Annotated in this window: 9 protein-coding genes and 1 tRNA gene; 6 read left to right on the top strand and 4 right to left on the bottom strand. The window is 65.2% G+C overall.

What is annotated here, in order from left to right; translation table 11 throughout:
• Nucleotides 1-5 precede the first annotated feature (5 nt).
• Nucleotides 6-4,946 carry an NAD-glutamate dehydrogenase gene (locus ACFPPB_RS17705; RefSeq protein ID WP_377329528.1) on the bottom strand — a complete coding sequence of 1,647 codons (4,941 nt, stop codon included), beginning with the start codon at nucleotides 4,944-4,946 and terminating at the stop codon, nucleotides 6-8.
• A gap of 561 nt (nucleotides 4,947-5,507) precedes the next feature.
• Here ACFPPB_RS17705 and ACFPPB_RS17700 point away from each other — a divergent pair.
• Together ACFPPB_RS17700 and ACFPPB_RS17695 are read left to right on the top strand one after the other, a co-directional pair.
• The gene (locus ACFPPB_RS17700; RefSeq protein WP_377329526.1) at nucleotides 5,508-6,704 is read left to right on the top strand and encodes an efflux RND transporter periplasmic adaptor subunit; all 1,197 of its coding nucleotides are present in this window, start codon (nucleotides 5,508-5,510) and stop codon (nucleotides 6,702-6,704) included.
• 13 nt (nucleotides 6,705-6,717) lie between these two features.
• Nucleotides 6,718-9,894 (top strand): multidrug efflux RND transporter permease subunit, encoded by a 3,177-nt coding sequence (locus tag ACFPPB_RS17695; protein WP_377329524.1) that lies wholly within the window; start codon nucleotides 6,718-6,720, stop codon nucleotides 9,892-9,894.
• Between the two features lie 110 nt (nucleotides 9,895-10,004).
• Here the strand turns inward: ACFPPB_RS17695 and ACFPPB_RS17690 are convergent, their stop codons facing one another.
• Nucleotides 10,005-11,165 carry an acyl-CoA dehydrogenase family protein gene (locus ACFPPB_RS17690; RefSeq protein ID WP_377329522.1) on the bottom strand — a complete coding sequence of 387 codons (1,161 nt, stop codon included), beginning with the start codon at nucleotides 11,163-11,165 and terminating at the stop codon, nucleotides 10,005-10,007.
• 551 nt (nucleotides 11,166-11,716) lie between these two features.
• On the opposite strand from ACFPPB_RS17690, the gene ACFPPB_RS17685 reads away from it, so the two are divergent.
• From ACFPPB_RS17685 to metH, 3 genes are read left to right on the top strand one after another with little or no spacing between them, the layout of a single operon-like run.
• Nucleotides 11,717-12,646: an ArsR/SmtB family transcription factor gene (locus ACFPPB_RS17685; RefSeq protein WP_377329520.1), complete on the top strand. Its 930-nt coding sequence runs from the start codon at nucleotides 11,717-11,719 to the stop codon at nucleotides 12,644-12,646.
• A 44-nt stretch (nucleotides 12,647-12,690) separates the two neighbouring features.
• Nucleotides 12,691-13,785, top strand: a complete 1,095-nt coding sequence (locus ACFPPB_RS17680; RefSeq protein ID WP_377329518.1) for a homocysteine S-methyltransferase family protein — start codon at nucleotides 12,691-12,693, stop codon at nucleotides 13,783-13,785.
• 1 nt (nucleotide 13,786) lies between these two features.
• Entirely contained in the window at nucleotides 13,787-16,477 is a 2,691-nt protein-coding gene (gene metH / locus ACFPPB_RS17675) for a methionine synthase (protein WP_377329516.1), read from the top strand.
• A 47-nt stretch (nucleotides 16,478-16,524) separates the two neighbouring features.
• On the opposite strand, the gene ACFPPB_RS17670 is transcribed toward metH, so the two are convergent.
• A complete protein-coding gene (locus tag ACFPPB_RS17670; RefSeq protein WP_377329514.1) occupies nucleotides 16,525-16,866 on the bottom strand; it encodes a lipid-A-disaccharide synthase N-terminal domain-containing protein in 342 nt (113 codons plus the stop codon).
• Between the two features lie 149 nt (nucleotides 16,867-17,015).
• Between ACFPPB_RS17670 and ACFPPB_RS17665 the strand changes: the two genes are divergently transcribed.
• Nucleotides 17,016-17,090 (top strand) — tRNA-Val (locus ACFPPB_RS17665).
• A 118-nt stretch (nucleotides 17,091-17,208) separates the two neighbouring features.
• Here ACFPPB_RS17665 and ACFPPB_RS17660 read toward each other — a convergent pair.
• Nucleotides 17,209-17,438, bottom strand: a 230-nt coding sequence (locus tag ACFPPB_RS17660) for a hypothetical protein (RefSeq protein ID WP_377329512.1), incomplete at its 5' end; no start/stop codon positions are given.

Below are 17,438 nucleotides of genomic sequence, written 5' to 3'. Positions count from 1 at the left end.
GTTGCTCAGCCCACCGGCACCTGCGCCAGCTGGGCCAGCCGGCGTACCGCGACCGAGGCGATCGGGTAGTCCGCGTTCTGGGTGAGGATTTCCGCCAGCATGCTGCGGGTGTACTGCAACGAGGGATCGTCGCGCTGCAGCCAGGCCTGCACCGGCGAAATGTCCTTGCGCGCGCCGGTCAGGCTCAGCACCTGCAGTGCCAGTGCACGGTGCTGGTGGTTGAGCTCGTCCAGCAGCGAGCCGCGCGCCTGTGCATGCCAGTGGCCTTCGACCGGCAACGCCTCGATCTGGTCGCGCAGCCATTCCAGGTCCAGTGCCTCGCCGAGTTCGAAGAACACGCCGGCCACCTTCTCCATCGGCTGACCGCTCTGCTGCGCCACCTCGGCCATGTCCAGCGCCGCGCGCAGCTCCGGCGTGCGGGCCAGCCGCAGCGCCAGATCGGCGGGCAGGCCGAGGCCTTCCCATTTTTCCTGGGTGCAGGAGAAATCGCCCTTGCCGGTCGGCGTCAGCACCTCCGGCAACGCCTTGCGCAGGGCCGACACGCCGTCCTGATAACGCTCGACATTGGCGGCGATATCCAGCGAGCCGCCCGGACGATTCAGCAGCCAGCGGGTCAGGTGGCGCAGCAGCGACCAGATCTGTTTGATCGCGTCGATCTGGGTGTCCTCGGCGACCTGGCTGTCGAGCGCTTCGATCTGCGCCCACAGTTCGCGCGCCTCGATGATTTCGCGCGCCGCGGTATACGCCTTGGCGATCGCGGCCGGACGCTGGCCGGTGTCTTCCTGCATGCGCATCATGAAGGTGGCGCCCATGCGGTTGATCGTCGAGTTGGTCACCGCGGTGGCGATGATCTCGCGCTTCAGGCGATGGCGCTGCATGTGCTCGGCGTACTTCACGTGCAGCGGCTCGGGGAAGTAGCGCATCAGTTCCTTGGACAGGTACGGATCTTCCGGCACGTCGGAATCGAGCAGTTGCTGGTACAGGCGGATCTTGTCGTACGACAGCAGCACCGCGAGCTCCGGCCGGGTCAGGCCCAGGCCGCGGCTCTTGCGCTCGGTCAGGTCGGCGTCGGACGGCAGGTTCTCGACCTGGCGATCCAGCGTGCCCTCGGCTTCCAGCGTGCGGATGAAATGCGCCATCGATCCGAGACGGCTCACCGACTGGTGCTCCATCAAGGTGATCGCCTGGTTCTGCCGGTAGTTGTCCCACAACACCAGCTGGCCGACCTCGTCGGTCATCGCGGCGAGCTGCGCGTTGCGCGCATCGAAACTCAGCTCGCCGCGCTGGACCGCGTCGTTGAGCAGGATCTTGATGTTCACCTCGTGATCGGAGGTGTCCACGCCGGCGGAGTTGTCGATGAAGTCGGTGTTGAGCAGGACGCCGTGCTGTGCCGCCTCGATGCGGCCTTTTTGGGTCATGCCCAGGTTGCCGCCCTCGCCCACGATCTTGCAGCGCAGCTCGCCGCCGTTGACGCGCAGCGCGTTGTTGGCGCGGTCGCCCACGTCGGTATGCGTCTCCGCGGACGACTTCACGTAGGTACCGATGCCGCCGTTCCACAGCAGGTCGACCGGCGCCTTGAGGATCGCGCTGAGCAGATCGGCCGGCGCCAGCTGCGTCACGTCGGGCTTGAGCCCCAGCACGGCGCGCATTTCCGGCGAAACCGGAATCGACTTGGCGCTGCGCGGGTACACGCCGCCGCCGGCCGAGATCAAGGACTTGTCATAGTCGTCCCAGCTCGAACGCGGCAGCTTGAACATGCGCTGGCGCTCGGCGAACGAGCGCACGGTATCCGGGTTCGGATCGAGAAATACATGACGGTGATCGAACGCCGCCAGCAGGCGGGTGCGCTCGGACAGCAGCATGCCGTTGCCGAACACGTCGCCGGACATGTCGCCGATGCCGACGCAGGTGAAGTCCTGCGTCTGGCAGTCGCGGTTGAGCGAACGGAAGTGGCGCTTGACCGATTCCCATGCACCCTTCGCGGTGATGCCCATGCCCTTGTGGTCGTAACCGTTGGAGCCGCCCGAGGCGAATGCATCGCCCAGCCAGTAGTCGTGTTCGATCGAGATCGCGTTGGCGATGTCGGAGAACGTGGCGGTGCCCTTGTCGGCCGCCACCACCAGGTAGGGATCGTCCGCGTCGTGGCGCACCACGTCGTGCGGATTCGCCACCTTGCCTTCGATCAGGTTGTCGGTGATGTCGAGCAGGCCGTTGATGAACAGGCGGTAGCAGGCGATGCCTTCAGCCAGCTGCGCGTCGCGGTCGCCCGGCCCTCCGGTGGCCACCGGCGGCTTCTTGACGAAGAAGCCGCCCTTGGAACCGACCGGGACGATCACCGTGTTCTTCACCATCTGCGCCTTGACCAGGCCCAGCACCTCGGTACGGAAATCCTCACGCCGGTCCGACCAGCGCAGGCCGCCGCGAGCTACCGCGCCGAAGCGCAGGTGGATGCCCTCGACACGCGGTGCGCATACCCAGATCTCGCGATACGGCACCGGCTTGGGCAGCTCGGGTATCTTGTGCGAGTCGATCTTGTAGCTGATGTAGTCGCGGTACGCGCCGCCCCATTGCTGGAAAAAGCTGGTGCGCAAGGTGCCGCGGATCAACCCCACGAAGCTGCGCAGGATGCGGTCCTCGTCGAGGCTGGCGACGTTCTCCAGCAGCACGGCGATCGCGCTTTCGACGACCTGGATCTGCTCGTCGCGCGGGCGTGACAGCGCCGTGCTCAAGCCGTCGATCAACGCCGGATGCGCGGTTTGCACGTTGGCCGGAATCAAGGCCTGCATCTCGGTCGTGAGCGTGGCACCCGCGGCCTTCAACTCGTCGGCGGAAAGCGCCTCGCGGCGAGGGTCGAACTTGGCCAGGAACAGTTCCACCAGCAGGCCGGCAACCGCCGGATAGCGGTTGAGGGTGTCTTCCATGTAGGCCTGCGAGAACGTGGCGGCGGTCTGCAGCAGGTATTTGCTATAGCCGCGCAGCATCGCCACCTGGCGCCAGCTGAGCTTGGCGCCCAGCACCAGCCGGTTGAAACCGTCGTTCTCGGCATTGCCGCGCCAGATCTGCTCGAACGCATTCTCGAACAACGTACCGACCTGCTCGACGCCGAAGGTCAGTTTGCCGACCGGCTGCACTTCGAAGTCCTGGATCGATCGTGGCGCATCGCCGGGGATGTCGTAGACATGCTCGGTGAGCACGCGCAGGCCGAGATTCTCCAGCTGGGGCAACACTTCGGACAAGGCGATGTCGCCGCCCGAGCGGTACACCTTGAAGCGCAGCGATTCCGGTGCCCTCGGCGGGTGATAGAACGACATCCGCAACGCATTGTCGCCTTCCAGCAGCGACAGTTGATACACATCTTCGGCGGCTACGGCAGGACTCACCTCTTCCACGTAACCGGCCGGCAGCGCCTTCGCGAAACGGTTGGCCAGCACCACGCCTTCATGGTCGCCGCGCTGCCGCACCAGCGCGTCGCGCACCTCGTCGTGCCAGTTGCGCACGATGCTGGCGACGCCTCGCTCCAGTTCCGCCAGATCATAGACGGGCCGGTCGCCGATCTTCGGGCGTACCACGATGGTCAGCCGCGCCAGCGCGGCCTCGCCCATCTGCACCGACGAATCGCTCTGCTCGGCGTGCAGCGCCGTACCCAGCAGGTTCTCGATGCGCTCGCGCACCGAGGTGTTGAAGCGGTCGCGCGGCACGAACACCATGCAGCTGAAGAAGCGGCCGTAGCGATCGCGCCGCATGAACAACCGCGTATGCGCACGCTGGCGCAGTTCGAGTATGCCCATCGCGGTGGCGAACAATTCGTCCTCGCTGCTCTGCAGCAGCTCTTCGCGCGGCAGCGTTTCCAGCGTGTGGCGCAGCGACTTGCCGGAATACGAGTCGCGCTTGAGCCCCGAACGCGCCAGCACCGCCTCGACCTTGTGCCGCACCAGCGGCACGTCCTGCGGACGCGCCATGTAGGCATTGGACGAGAACAGGCCGAGGAAACGCTGCTCGGCCACGGCCCGGCCGTCGGCGCCGAACTGCAGCACGCCGATGTAATCCATGTAGCCGGCGCGGTGCACGTGCGAACGCGCGTTGGTCTTGGTCAGGATGATCGCGTCGGTCGAACCGGACTGCGGCAGCTCGCTGGCGGCCAGGGTGCGCAGCGAACGCGGCGCCAGCGAGCGTTCGCGTCCGCGCAGGATGCCCAGACCCGAGGACTCGACCGCGCGCAGCACGCGATCGCCGTCGGCGTCGGTGACTTCGTACTCGCGGTAACCGAGGAAGGTGAAGTTGTCGTCGGCCAGCCAGCGCATGAATTCGCTGGCTTCCTGCACGGACGCCGCATCCAGCGGCAACTGGCGCCGCGGCAGTTCGTTGGCGATCGCCAACGCCTTGTCGCGGATCGCCGCCCAGTCGTTCACGGCCAGCCGCACATCTTCCAGCGCGGCCTCGATTTGCGCCTTCAGCTGCGCCTGCTCGGCGGCGTCGGCGACCCGGTCGATCTCGAAGTGCATGATGGATTCGGGCGCACCCGCCTCGTCGCTGAGGCTTTGCAGCTGACCGGACGCATCGCGCACCACCTTCACAACCGGATGGATCACTGCGTGGATCTGCAGCCCGGTCGACACGATCATGCTGACCGTGTCGACCAGGAACGGCATGTCGTCGGTGACGATCTGCAGCAGGCTGCGCCCGGCATGCACGTCCGCCGGACTGAGCACACGCACCGTGGCGCGGGCGGCCTGGCGCTGCTGCATGAACTCCAGCAGCCCGCCGACCAGCGCCGCCCATTGCACCGTCGTGTGCAAGGTCACGTCGCCGGCCCCGACGCGGGCGAAAAACGCCCGGCAGAAAACTTGCGCCTCATTCAGTCGCTGGGGCGACAAACCGCCTTTTTCCAGCTCTGCAAGCACTACCGACGGAAGGGAGGAATCGTTCGCCGCATGGGTCGCATTCATGGCATCTGCTAGTCAGTGGAGACAGGATTTGAGAATGGGGAGAAAAAGCCTTGGAAGGATACGCTGCGCGGCAGGGCGAATCCACCCGCGCAGCGGAGTTCGCACCCTGCCCAACCGGATGGATCGAGTGAATTGCGACATCACTCGCGGATGACGAGACAGGTCATCGACGTGCTCATGCCGGCATGCTTCGTGATGTCTTCGGCGCATCGTCACCATCGCAATGACACCCACGCGCCATGGGTCTCGATCACCGGCGACAACTCCGATGCAGCATCGGAAAAATGCAGTGGACGCGTGTGTCCACAGCTTCAGCATGCATGTCAACGGCTGGATTCCTGCGGCCGTTAAATTGTAAACTGGCCGGTATAGCCTGATGGTCGAGACGAAGACAGCGTGCTTTGAATGACGGCACCGACATCGAATCCCGCAGGTTCCACGATCCGACCAAACCTATGACACGGGACAGTACGGTCGCGATGCGGTATCTGATTCCCTCGATTTGCCGCAGCGCCTCCCGCCTCCCCCCCTATCCCCGATCAAGCAAGTTCCGGAGCTCCCATGAAGTCCCCATTACTGCGCACGCCCTCGTTGTGCCTGAGCCTGCTGGCACTGGCCGCCTGCGGCAAGGTGCAAGGTCCGCCGCAGATGCCGCCGCCGGAAGTGGGCGTGATCACCGCACAACCGCAAAACTCGCCGCTGACCCGCGACCTGGTCGGTCGGCTGTCGTCGTATCGCAGCGCCGATGTGCGTGCCCGCGTGCCGGGCGTGCTGCTCAAGCGCGTGTACGACGAAGGCACCGACGTGAAGAAGGGCCAGTTGTTGTTCCAGATCGATCCGGCCCCGCTGAAGGCGGCGCTGGCCGCCAGTTCGGCCGCGCTGGCGCAGGCGCAGGCGACCTACACCAATGACAGGATCGCCGCGCAGCGCGTGCGCGAGCTGGCACCCAAGGGTTACGTGTCCAAGTCGGACCTGGACAATGCGCTGGCCGCCGAACGCACCTCGGCCGCCGCGGTGCAGGCGGCCCAGGCCAATGTGCAGAGCGCCCGCATCAACCTGGGCTATGCCGACGTGACTGCGCCGATCGACGGCCGTGCCGGCCAGCAGCAGGTCACCGAAGGCGCGCTGGTCGGCAGCGGCGAGGCGACCTTGCTCACCACCGTCGACCAGATCGACCCGCTGTACGTGAACTTCACCATGAGCGTGGCCTCCATGGAGCAGATGCGTCGCGCGCAGAGCAGCGGCAACGTCACCCTCGCCGAACCGGACAAGGCCAGCGTGCAGATCACCCTTCCCGACGGCAGCGCCTACGGCGAGCCGGGTGTGCTGAATTTCTCCGACACCACGGTCAACCCGGCCACCGGCTCGGTCAACCTGCGCGCGACGATTCCCAATCCGAAGCGCAGCTTGTTGCCCGGCATGTATGTGACGCTGAAGGCCAACCTCGGCCAGCAGAACAAGGTGTTCCTGATCCCGCAGCAATCGGTGCAGCGCGACACCGTGGGCGCCTATGTGATGACCGTCGGCACCGACGGCAGGGCGGCGCGCAAGGGTGTCACCACGGCCGACATGAGCGGCGGCAACTGGGTGGTTACCAACGGCCTTGCCGCGGGTGACCGGGTGGTGGTGTCGGGCATCCAGAACGTGAAGGCCGGTGCACCGGCCAAGGCCAGCCCATGGCATGCGGCGCCCGTTGGCGGGTCGCCCTCGGCGAGCGCCCCGGGCACCGCCGCAAGCCCGTCCTCTGGCGGCAAGTAACGGAGCCCAGACCATGCCGAGTTTCTTCATCGATCGCCCGATCTTCGCCTGGGTGGTCGCCATCCTGATTTCGCTGGGTGGCGTACTGGCCATCCTCAACCTGGGCGTGGAGTCGTATCCGACGATCGCCCCGCCGTCGGTGACGGTGTCCGCCAGTTATCCCGGCGCCAGCACCGACACCACCGAAAAGACCGTCACCCAGGTGATCGAGCAGCAGCTCACCGGCATCGACCATCTGCTGTACTTCAGCTCGTCGTCCAGCTCCAACGGTCGCTCCAACATCACGCTCACCTTCGAGAACGGCACCAATCCCGACATCGCCCAGGTGCAGGTGCAGAACAAGGTCGCCCTGGCCACGCCGCGCCTGCCGTCCGATGTGACCCAGCAAGGCGTGGTGGTGGCCAAGGCCAACGCCGGATTCCTGATGGTGGTGGCGCTGAAATCGGACAACCCGAACATCGACCGCGATCGCCTCAACGACATCGTCGGCTCGCAGGTGCTCGACCAGATCTCGCGCGTGCCCGGTGTCGGCAGCACCCAGCAGTTCGGCGCCGAATATGCGATGCGGATCTGGTTGAACCCGGACAAGCTGCAGGGTTACGGCTTGTCGGCCAGCCAGGTACTGGCTGCGGTCAAGGCGCAGAACGTGCAGTTCGCCGCCGGTTCGCTGGGCGCCGATCCGGCGCTGCCCGGCCAGGGCTTCAGCGCCACCGTTTCGACCGAAGGCCGCTTCACCACGCCCGCCCAGTTCGAAGGGATCATCCTGCGCGCGAATCCGGACGGCACCACCGTCACCCTCGGCGACGTGGCGCGGATCAGCTTCGGCCCGAACAACTACGGATTCGATACCCAGTGGGACGGCAAACCGATCGGCGCGTTCGCGATCCAGCTGCTGCCCGGCGCGAACGCGCTGGACGTGGCCACGGCGGTGCGCGCGAAAATGGATGAACTGGCGCCCAGCTTCCCGCAGGGCGTGAGCTGGTTCAGCCCGTACGACAGCACCAGTTTCGTCAAGATCTCGATCAGCGAGGTGATGCACACGCTGGTCGAGGCAATCTTCCTGGTGTTCCTGGTGATGCTGCTGTTCCTGCAGAACTTCCGCGCCACGATCATCCCGACCCTGGTGATTCCGGTCGCCTTGCTCGGCACGTTCCTGGGCATGCTGGTGCTCGGCTTCACCATCAACCAGCTGACCTTGTTCGGCATGGTGCTGGCGATCGGCATCGTGGTGGACGACGCCATCGTGGTGATCGAGAACGTCGAACGCATCATGACCGAGGAAAACCTGTCGCCCAAGGACGCCACGCGCAAGGCGATGGGCCAGATCACCGGCGCGGTCGTGGCGATCACCGTGGTGCTGGCGGCCGTGTTCGTGCCGTCGTCGCTGCAACCCGGCGCCACCGGCGTGATCTACAAGCAGTTCGCGCTGACCATCGCGGTGTCGATGGGCTTCTCGGCGTTCCTCGCGCTGTCGTTCACGCCGGCACTGTGCGCCAGCTTCCTGCAGCCGGAGCACGACAGGAAAAAGAACATCGTGTTCCGCAAGTTCAACGAGCTCTTCGCCTGGACCACGCACACCTACACCGGCCACATCGGCGGTGCCGTGCGCCACGCGCCGCGCTGGATGCTGGCCTTCGTGCTGATCGCGGCGCTCGGCGGCTTCCTGTTCACGCGACTGCCCGGCAGCTTCCTGCCGGAAGAAGACCAGGGTTATGCGCTGTCGGTGATCCAGTTGCCTCCGGGCGCCACCAAGCAGCGCACCAGCGCCGTGATGGCCCAGATGCGCGACATCCTCAACAAGGACAGCGCGGTGGAAGGCGTGCTGCAGGTCACCGGCTTCAGCTTCATCGGCTCGGGCGAGAATGCCGGCATGGCCTTCATCAAGCTCAAGGACTGGGCCAAGCGCGACGTGACCGCCGCGCAGTTCATCCAGCGCGCGAACGGCGAACTGCAGCAGGTGCACGACGCCCGCATCTTCGTGGCCAACATCCCCACGGTACAGGGACTGGGCCAGTTCGGCGGCTTCGACATGTATCTGCAGGACCGTGGCGGTGCAGGCCGCGACGCGCTCACCCAGGCTCGCAACACGCTGCTGGGCAAGGCCGGCCAGGATGCGCTGCTGACCGGCGTGCGCCCGAACTCGCTGGAAGACTCGCCGCAGGTGCATCTCGATGTGGATCGCGTGCAGGCGCAGGCGATGGGCCTGCAGGTCGGCGACATCTACAACGCGATCGGCCTGATGCTGGCGCCGGTCTACGTCAACGACTTCACCTACGGCGGCCGCGTCAAACGCGTCATCATGCAGGCCGATGCGCCCTACCGGATGGGACCGGAAGCCTTGCAGCACATCTTCACGCCCGCTCCGGCCGCCAGCGGCAGCACGACGCCGCAGATGATCCCGCTGTCCAACGTGGTGCGCACCAGCTGGAACGTCGCGTCGCCCTCGCTGACCCGCTACAACGGCTACTCGGCGGTGGAAATCGTCGGCTCGCCGGCGCCGGGGCACGCCTCGGGCGAAGCGATGAACGAGATGGAGAAGATCGTCACCAATGATCTGCCAAAAGGCTTCGGTTTCGACTGGACCGGCCAGTCCTACCAGGAAATCCTTTCCGGCAATGCCGCCACGCTGCTGATGGTGCTGTCGATCATGATCGTGTTCCTGGCGCTGGCGGCGCTGTACGAGAGCTGGTCGATCCCGGTCTCGGTGCTGCTGGTAGTGCCGCTGGGCCTGCTCGGCACGGTGCTGTTCACCTTGCTGCGCGGCCTGCCCGACGACATCTACTTCAAGATCGGCCTGATCACGGTGATCGGGCTGGCTGCGAAGAACGCGATCCTGATCGTGGAGTTCGCAGTGACCGAGCAGCAGGCCGGACGCACGCTGCGCGAAGCCACCGTCGACGCAGCCCGACTGCGACTGCGGCCGATCCTGATGACCTCGCTGGCCTTCATTCTCGGCGTGTTCCCGTTGTTCATCTCCAGCGGCGCCGGCGCCAACGCGCGCCATGCGATCGGCACCGGCGTGATCGGCGGCATGCTGTTCGCTACCTTTCTCGGCGTGCTGCTGATCCCGGTGTTCTACGTGGTGGTGCGGCGCCTGCTCGGCGACAAGATGGACGGCGATGTACCGCCGGCCGCGCAAAGCCGCAACGGCATGCAGTCGTTCGACTCGGATCCGCACCGCGGAAGTTGAAATAAAATAAACGTAGGAGCCCGCTAGCGGGCGATGCTCTTGCTCTGATGTTGGGTAGGAAAAATCAGAGCAAGAGCATCGCCCGCTAGCGGGCTCCTACCACGGTACTGTCAGCGCAAGCCGGTTTCCGCGCGTGCGATCACCATCCGCTGGATCTCGCTGGTGCCTTCGTAGATCTCGGTGATCTTGGCGTCGCGGAAATAGCGCTCCAGCGGCATCTCTTTCGAATAGCCCATGCCGCCGTGGATCTGCACGGCCTGGTGGCTGATCCACATCGCCGCCTCCGATGCGGTGAGCTTGGCCACCGCCGCCTCGGTGCCGAAGCGGCCACCGTGCTTTTCGGTTTCGCCCTTGGTCCACGCGGCACGCAAGGTCAGCAGGGTCGCCGCATCCAGCTTGCACTTCATGTCGGCGATCTTCGACTGGGTCATCTGGAAGGTGCCGATCGGCGCGCCGAACGCCTTGCGGTCACGCGACCACTGCAATGTCGCCTCGTACGCGGCGCGGGCAATGCCGACTGCCTGGGAAGCAATGCCGATGCGGCCGGCGTCGAGCACGCCCATCGCAATCGAGAACCCTTTGCCTTCCGCGCCCAGCAGGTTTTCCTTCGGCAGGACGTACTCGGTGAACTCGATCTCGCAGGTGGCCGAGGCGCGGATGCCCAGCTTCGGCTCGATCTTGCCAGTGTGGAAGCCGGGCAGCTGGGTGTCGACGATGAAGGCCGACACGCCCTTGGCGCCGATACCCGGCGTAGTGATGGCGAACAGAATGATGTAGCGCGCCACCGGGCCGGAGGTGATCCAGCTCTTCTTGCCGTTGATCACCCAGTCGCCGTCCGCGTTCTTGCTGGCGCGGGTGTGCATGGCCGAAGCGTCCGAGCCGGACTGCGGCTCGGTCAGCGCATACGCACCGATCGCCTCGCCGGTGGCGATCGCACGCACGTACTTTTGCTTCTGCGCCTCGTTGCCATGCTTGAGGATGCCGTTGCAGAACAGCGAGTTGTTCACCGACATGATGGTGGCGGTGGCGGCATCGGCCGCAGCGATCTCGATCATCGCCAGCACGTAGGCGATCGGATCCATGCCGGCACCGCCGTACTCGTGCGGCACTTCGATGCCCATCAGGCCGAGCTGGCCCATCTCGCGGATGTTGTCCAGCGGAAACTCGCCCCGAGCATCCAGTTCCGCCGCCACCGGCATGATGCGCTTCTGCGCGAAATCGCGGGCGATCGACTGGATCGACAGCTGGTCTTCAGTGAAACGGAAATCCATGTACTACTCCCGGCGCCGCGTACGGTCGGCTGATCAAGACGGAAACTGGTGGAGGCTGCAGGCCAGCCGACTATTCTAGCGGTCCGCGCAACCGGCGTCGTGCCTGCTGGTGGTGGCTGCTGATCCGTGTAGGAGCGCACCCTGTGCGCGAAAGCTCTCAAGCAGCAACCGTGAGGCATTCGCGCACAGGGTGCGCTCCTACAAATGCAAAACCCCGCTTCGCTTGACGCCCCGGCAAACCAAGGCCAGACTTGTTATCTCTTTATCGCGATACAAGGATGGCAGGGCGTGCCCTCACATACCAAGCAGTCCGCGTTGCTCCGCTGTGGCCGCCATGCGGCAGTGCGTGGCGCCGGTCAGGGTGCCCCCCCGACCAAGCTGCGCGCTGCCGCATGGCAGCCACAACGGAGCAACCCGAAGGGCCGGGTCTGTTTGCCCACAGGCCGGCGTCATCACTCGGTCGTGTATCGACATACACTCCTTCGTTCTTCCTGGTCCTGCGGGCAAACAGCTCCCGGCGCGGGCTGCTTGGCATGTGAGGGCACGCCCTAATGGATCTGGCCACCGCCTCCAGCGTGCTCCGGCTACTGGCCGACCCTACCCGGGTGCGCCTGCTGGCGCTGCTCGAACACGAGGAGCTCACCGTGGCCGAGCTGGCCGCGGTGCTGCACCTGGCGCAGCCGCGCGTGTCCACTCACCTGGCCAAGCTGAAGGAAGCCGGCCTGGTGCGCGACCGCCGCGCCGGCGTGTCGGCTTATTACCGCGCCAACAACGAGGGCGACGCCGCCCAGCACAGCCTGCTCGGCTCGCTGCGCGAGAGCATCGACGACGCCTTGCTGCGCGAAGACAGCGCACGCCTGCCCGGCGTGCTGGCGAACCGAGCGCGCGAAGAAGGCTGGGCCGATACCGTGGCCGGCGACATGGAGCGCCACTATTCGCCCGGCCGCACCTGGGAGACGCTGGCGCGTTCGCTGCTGCAGTTGCTGGGCACCGGCGATGTGCTGGACATCGCCTCCGGCGACGGCATCACGGCCGAACTGCTGGCGCCACACGCGCACTCCATCGTCTGCGTCGATTCAAGCGATCGCGTGGTCGAGGCCGCGACCAAGCGGCTCAAGCCATTCGCCAACGTGCAGGTGCGTCAGGGCGACATGCATGTACTGGATTTGGGCGCGCAGCGCTTCGACCTGGTGCTGATGCTGCACGCGCTGACCTACGCCGAGCATCCCGCCAAAGCAGTGGCCGAGGCGGCGCGACTGCTGCGCCCCGGCGGCCGTCTGCTCGCGGTGACGCTGGGCCAGCACGATCACCGTGCCGTGGTCGAGCCGTTCGACCATCGCAATCTCGGCTTCAGCGGCGAACAGCTCGACGGCTACGCGCGCGCCGCGGGACTCGAGGTATTGAGTTGCAACCGGCTCAGCCGCGAACGCAAGGCTCCGCACTTCGAAGTGATCAGCCTGCTGGCGCGCAAGCCCGCTTGAACACCGCTCTCCCCCCGGAGAGATGCTTAACCGAAGGAAGTGAAATGAGTACCCTGCCCTGGCTCCACCCCGAACGCGTCGCCCTGCTGGAACAGGCGCTGCACCGGCGCATCCTGATCCTCGACGGCGGCATGGGCACCATGCTGCAGGCGCATGAACTGGACGAACACGGTTTTCGCGGCGAGCGTTTCGAACACGGCCACGACGGCCATGCGCACCTCCACGACAACCACGCCCATCCCGGCGGCTGCGACCTCAAGGGCAACAACGACCTGCTCACGCTGACCAAGCCGGAGATCATCCGCGGCGTGCACGATGCGTACCTGGAAGCCGGCGCCGACCTGATCGAGACCAACACGTTCAACTCGACCCGGATCAGCCAGGCCGACTACAAGCTGCAGCACCTGGCGCACGAGTTGAACCTGGAAGGCGCCCGCCTCGCCCGTGCCGCCTGCGACGCGATGACCGCAAAAACGCCGCATCGGCCGCGCTTCGTGATCGGCGTGCTCGGCCCGACCAGCCGCACCGCCTCGCTGTCGCCGGACGTCAACGACCCGGGTTTCCGCAACGTCACGTTCGAGGAGCTGGCGGAGAACTACACCGAATCCGCCAACGGCCTGATCGACGGCGGCGCCGACGTGATCATGGTCGAGACCATCTTCGATACCTTGAATGCCAAGGCCGCGCTGTTCGCGCTGAGCGAGCTGTTCCACCAGCGTGGCGCGCGGATGCCCGTGATGATCTCCGGTACCATCACCGATCGTTCGGGCCGCACCTTGTCGGGACAGACCGCCGAGGCGTTCTATTACTCGGTGCGCCATGCGCGGCCGCTGTCGGTGGGCTTCAACTGCGCGCTCGGCGCCGACGATCTGCGTCCGCATATCCAGACCTTGTCGAACCTCGCCGAGAGTTATGTCAGCACCCATCCGAACGCCGGCCTGCCGAATGCGTTCGGCGATTATGACGAGGCGCCCGAGCACATGGCCGAGGTGATCAGGGGCTTCGCCCGCGACGGCCTGCTGAACCTGGTCGGCGGCTGTTGCGGCACCACGCCGGCCCATATCAAGGCGATCGCCGAGGCAGTGCGCGACTTCGCACCGCGTGCGCTGCCATCCGCCGATCAAGCGGAGGCCGCCTGACATGGCGCGTCACACCCGCCTGTCCGGCCTCGAACCGCTGGTCATCACGCCCGACCTGCTGTTCATCAACGTCGGTGAACGTACCAATGTCACCGGCTCGGCGCAGTTCAAGAAGCTGATCAAGGAAGACCGCTACGACGAAGCCGTCGAAGTCGCCCGCCAGCAGGTCGCCAGCGGCGCGCAGGTGATCGACATCAACATGGACGAGGGCTTGATCGACTCCGAGGCGGCGATGACCCGCTTCATCAACCTGATCTCGTCCGAACCCGATATTGCCCGCGTCCCGTTCATGATCGACTCGTCCAAATGGACGGTGATCGAGGCCGGCCTGCGCTGTCTGCAGGGCAAGGGCATCGTCAACTCGATCTCGATGAAGGAAGGCGAAACCGCATTTCTCGAACAGGCGCGCAAGGTGCAGCAATACGGCGCCGCCGCCGTGGTCATGGCGTTCGACGAACAAGGCCAGGCGGATACCCGCGACCGCAAGGTGGAGATCTGCTCGCGCGCGTACGAGCTGCTTACGAAGAAACTGGACTTCCTGCCCGAAGACATCATCTTCGATCCCAACATCTTCGCCATCGCGACCGGCATCGAGGAGCACAACAACTACGCGGTGGATTTCATCGAAGCCACCCGCGAGCTGAAGAAGCGCTTTCCCGACTGCCACATCTCCGGCGGCGTCTCCAACGTGTCGTTCTCGTTCCGCGGCAACAACATCGTGCGCGAGGCGATCCACTCGGTATTCCTGTACCACGCCATCCGCGCCGGCATGGACATGGGCATCGTCAACGCCGGCGCGCTGACGATCATGGACGATATCGACCCGCCGCTGCGCGAGCGCGTCGAGGACGTGGTGCTGAATCGCCGCGACGATGCCACCGAGCGGCTGCTGGAGATCGCCGACAACTACAAGGGCAAGCGTGGCGAAGCGGTGGTCGAGACGCTGGCGTGGCGCGAGAAGGACGTGCGCGAGCGGCTCAGCCATGCGCTGGTGCACGGCATCGACCAGTACGTGGTCGAGGACACCGAGGAAGCGCGCCAGCTGTCGACGCGCCCGCTCGACGTGATCGAAGGTCCGCTGATGGACGGCATGAACGTGGTCGGCGACCTGTTCGGCGCCGGCAAGATGTTCCTGCCGCAGGTCGTGAAATCCGCCCGCGTGATGAAGAAAGCGGTGGCCTACCTGCTGCCGTACATCGAGGCGGAAAAGCTGCGCACCGGCGACACCGGCAAGAACAACGGCAAGATCATCATGGCCACGGTCAAGGGCGACGTGCACGACATCGGCAAGAACATCGTCGGCGTGGTGCTCCGCTGCAACAACTTCGAGGTGATCGACCTGGGCGTGATGGTGCCGGCACAGAAGATCCTGGAAACCGCCATCGCCGAGAAGGCCGACATGATCGGCCTGTCAGGCCTGATCACGCCGTCGCTTGAGGAAATGAGCCAGGTCGCGCGCGAAATGCAGCGGCAGGACTTCCACATCCCGCTGCTGATCGGCGGCGCCACCACGTCGCGTGCGCACACCGCGCTGAAGATCGAACCGCACTACAAGGCCGGCACGGTGTGGGTGAAGGACGCATCGCGTGCGGTCGGCGTGGCGCAATCGCTGGTCAGCAAGGATCTGGTCGAGGATTTCCTCGCCAAGGTGCGCGCCGACTACGCCGATGTGCGCGAACGTCACCGCAACCGCGGCCCCGGCAAGCAACTGGTGCCGCTGGAAAAAGCCCGCGCGCAGCGCTTTCGCTGCGACTGGGCCGCCTACCAGCCGCCGCAGCCGGACCGGCCCGGCGTCACCGTGTTCGACGACTACGACCTCGCCACGATCCGCCCGTACATCGACTGGACGCCGTTCTTCCAGGCGTGGGAACTGGCCGGCCACTACCCGGCCATCCTCACCGACGAAGTCGTCGGCACCCAGGCCAGCGAGCTGTTCCGTGACGCACAGGCGATGCTGGACAAGATCATCGCCGAGAAGTGGCTGACTGCCCGCGCCGTGATCGGACTGTGGCCTGCTGCCAACGTTGGCGACGACGTGGAGGTTTACACCGATACCACCCGTACGAAGCGGTTGGCCACCCTGCTCAGCCTGCGCCAGCAGGCCGACAAACCAATCGAACGGCCCAACCTGTGCCTGGCCGATTTCATCGCACCGAAGGAGTTCGGCAAGCCCGACTGGATCGGTGGCTTCGCGGTCACCGCCGGCATCGGCATCGAGGAGCACCTGGCCCGCTTCCAGGCCGACTACGACGATTACTCCTCGATCATTCTCAAAGCATTGGCCGACCGTCTCGCCGAGGCATTCGCCGAACACATGCACGAACGCGTGCGCCGCGAGTTCTGGGGCTTCGCACCAGACGAGGTGCTGGGCAACGACGAACTGATCGCCGAAAAATACCGCGGCATCCGCCCCGCACCGGGCTACCCCGCCTGCCCCGACCACACCGAGAAAACCACCTTGTTCGCCCTGCTCGACGCCACCCGCAACACCGGCATCGAACTCACCGAGGGCTTCTCGATGTACCCCGCCGCGGCCGTCTCCGGCTGGTACTACTCGCATCCGGACAGCCAGTATTTCGTGGTCGGCCGACTCGGGAAGGAACAGGTCGAGGACTACGCCAGACGCAAGGACTGGACCCTGGCCGAAGCCGAACGCTGGCTGGCATCCAACCTCGACTACGATCCCGAATAACCCCAGATAAAACCCGCCCGCCTGGAACCAACCACATCATCAACCCGTCAGGCGATCGTGTCGCCGGTGACGCTGTTCTTCTGATGGCGCAGGTGCACGATCAGGTTGTAGACCGAGACGAAGGCCGGGAAGAAGTTCGAGATGATGCCTACCGAATCGTTCTTGCCGACGGTGAAATATGCCAACAACAACGCGCTACCCGTCACCGACAGCCACCAGAACGACAGCGGCATCACCACCCGCTTGTGCTTGCGCGTGTAGTACAGCTGCACGAACCAGCGGCTGGTGAACATCACCGAGCCGAGCAGGCCCACGATCTTCCACGGCGTCAGCTGGAAATTCTGCAGCGCATGCAGGATGTGGGCAAATTGAGTGCTGAGAAAGTCCATGGCGCGGCGTTTCGACGTTGAAAGAGCGGCGAGTTTACAACCCTTCACGCACGCCACCATCCACCAGCCGGCCCTTCCGTTCGGGGGGCCACGCCCGCGCCAGCCATTGACCCGCCCCGCTTCTCCCCCTAGAATCTCGCGCTCACGGCGGGCGGTTAGCTCAGCGGTAGAGCACTGCCTTCACACGGCAGGTGTCACAAGTTCGATCCTTGTACCGCCCACCACAAGTTTCAGAAAAACAAGCAGTTGCAAAAAAGCCCGATTCCCGCTGAATTGGGCTTTTTTGTGCTTTTTTGCGGCACATGTGTTCCGTAGGCGTTCCGCAGTCCATCCACGTCCATTTCAGTCCACCTGCGCACTGTTCCGACGGCGTTCCGTCATCGGCGTGTTGCAGCTTTGATGGCCGGCGCAGCGCGCTACTTCGAGGCGTTCGCCCTTCTTACGGTGTTGAGGCCGATCCAAAACTGACCCACTTTTCGAGCTGATGCCGACCGAAAATTGACCCGGGTACCCCAACCTTCCTGCTGGTTTTTTGACCAGCAGGAATCTGATGAGGTGTACCCCATGTCGAT

This window comes from Rhodanobacter terrae (assembly GCF_042657005.1).
Taxonomy (GTDB): Bacteria; Pseudomonadota; Gammaproteobacteria; order Xanthomonadales; family Rhodanobacteraceae; genus Rhodanobacter; species Rhodanobacter terrae.
The sequence above is the reverse complement of the archived record's forward strand: the minus strand, read 5'-3'. Positions and strand labels throughout refer to the sequence as shown.

Coding starts and splice junctions, on each gene's coding strand:
- metH (WP_377329516.1), top strand. CDS start 13,787: ATGGCGCGTCACACCCGCCTGTCCGGCCTCGAACCGCTGGTCATCACG.
- ACFPPB_RS17700 (WP_377329526.1), top strand. CDS start 5,508: ATGAAGTCCCCATTACTGCGCACGCCCTCGTTGTGCCTGAGCCTGCTG.
- ACFPPB_RS17705 (WP_377329528.1), bottom strand. CDS start 4,946: ATGAATGCGACCCATGCGGCGAACGATTCCTCCCTTCCGTCGGTAGTG.
- ACFPPB_RS17690 (WP_377329522.1), bottom strand. CDS start 11,165: ATGGATTTCCGTTTCACTGAAGACCAGCTGTCGATCCAGTCGATCGCC.
- ACFPPB_RS17685 (WP_377329520.1), top strand. CDS start 11,717: ATGGATCTGGCCACCGCCTCCAGCGTGCTCCGGCTACTGGCCGACCCT.
- ACFPPB_RS17670 (WP_377329514.1), bottom strand. CDS start 16,866: ATGGACTTTCTCAGCACTCAATTTGCCCACATCCTGCATGCGCTGCAG.
- ACFPPB_RS17680 (WP_377329518.1), top strand. CDS start 12,691: ATGAGTACCCTGCCCTGGCTCCACCCCGAACGCGTCGCCCTGCTGGAA.
- ACFPPB_RS17695 (WP_377329524.1), top strand. CDS start 6,718: ATGCCGAGTTTCTTCATCGATCGCCCGATCTTCGCCTGGGTGGTCGCC.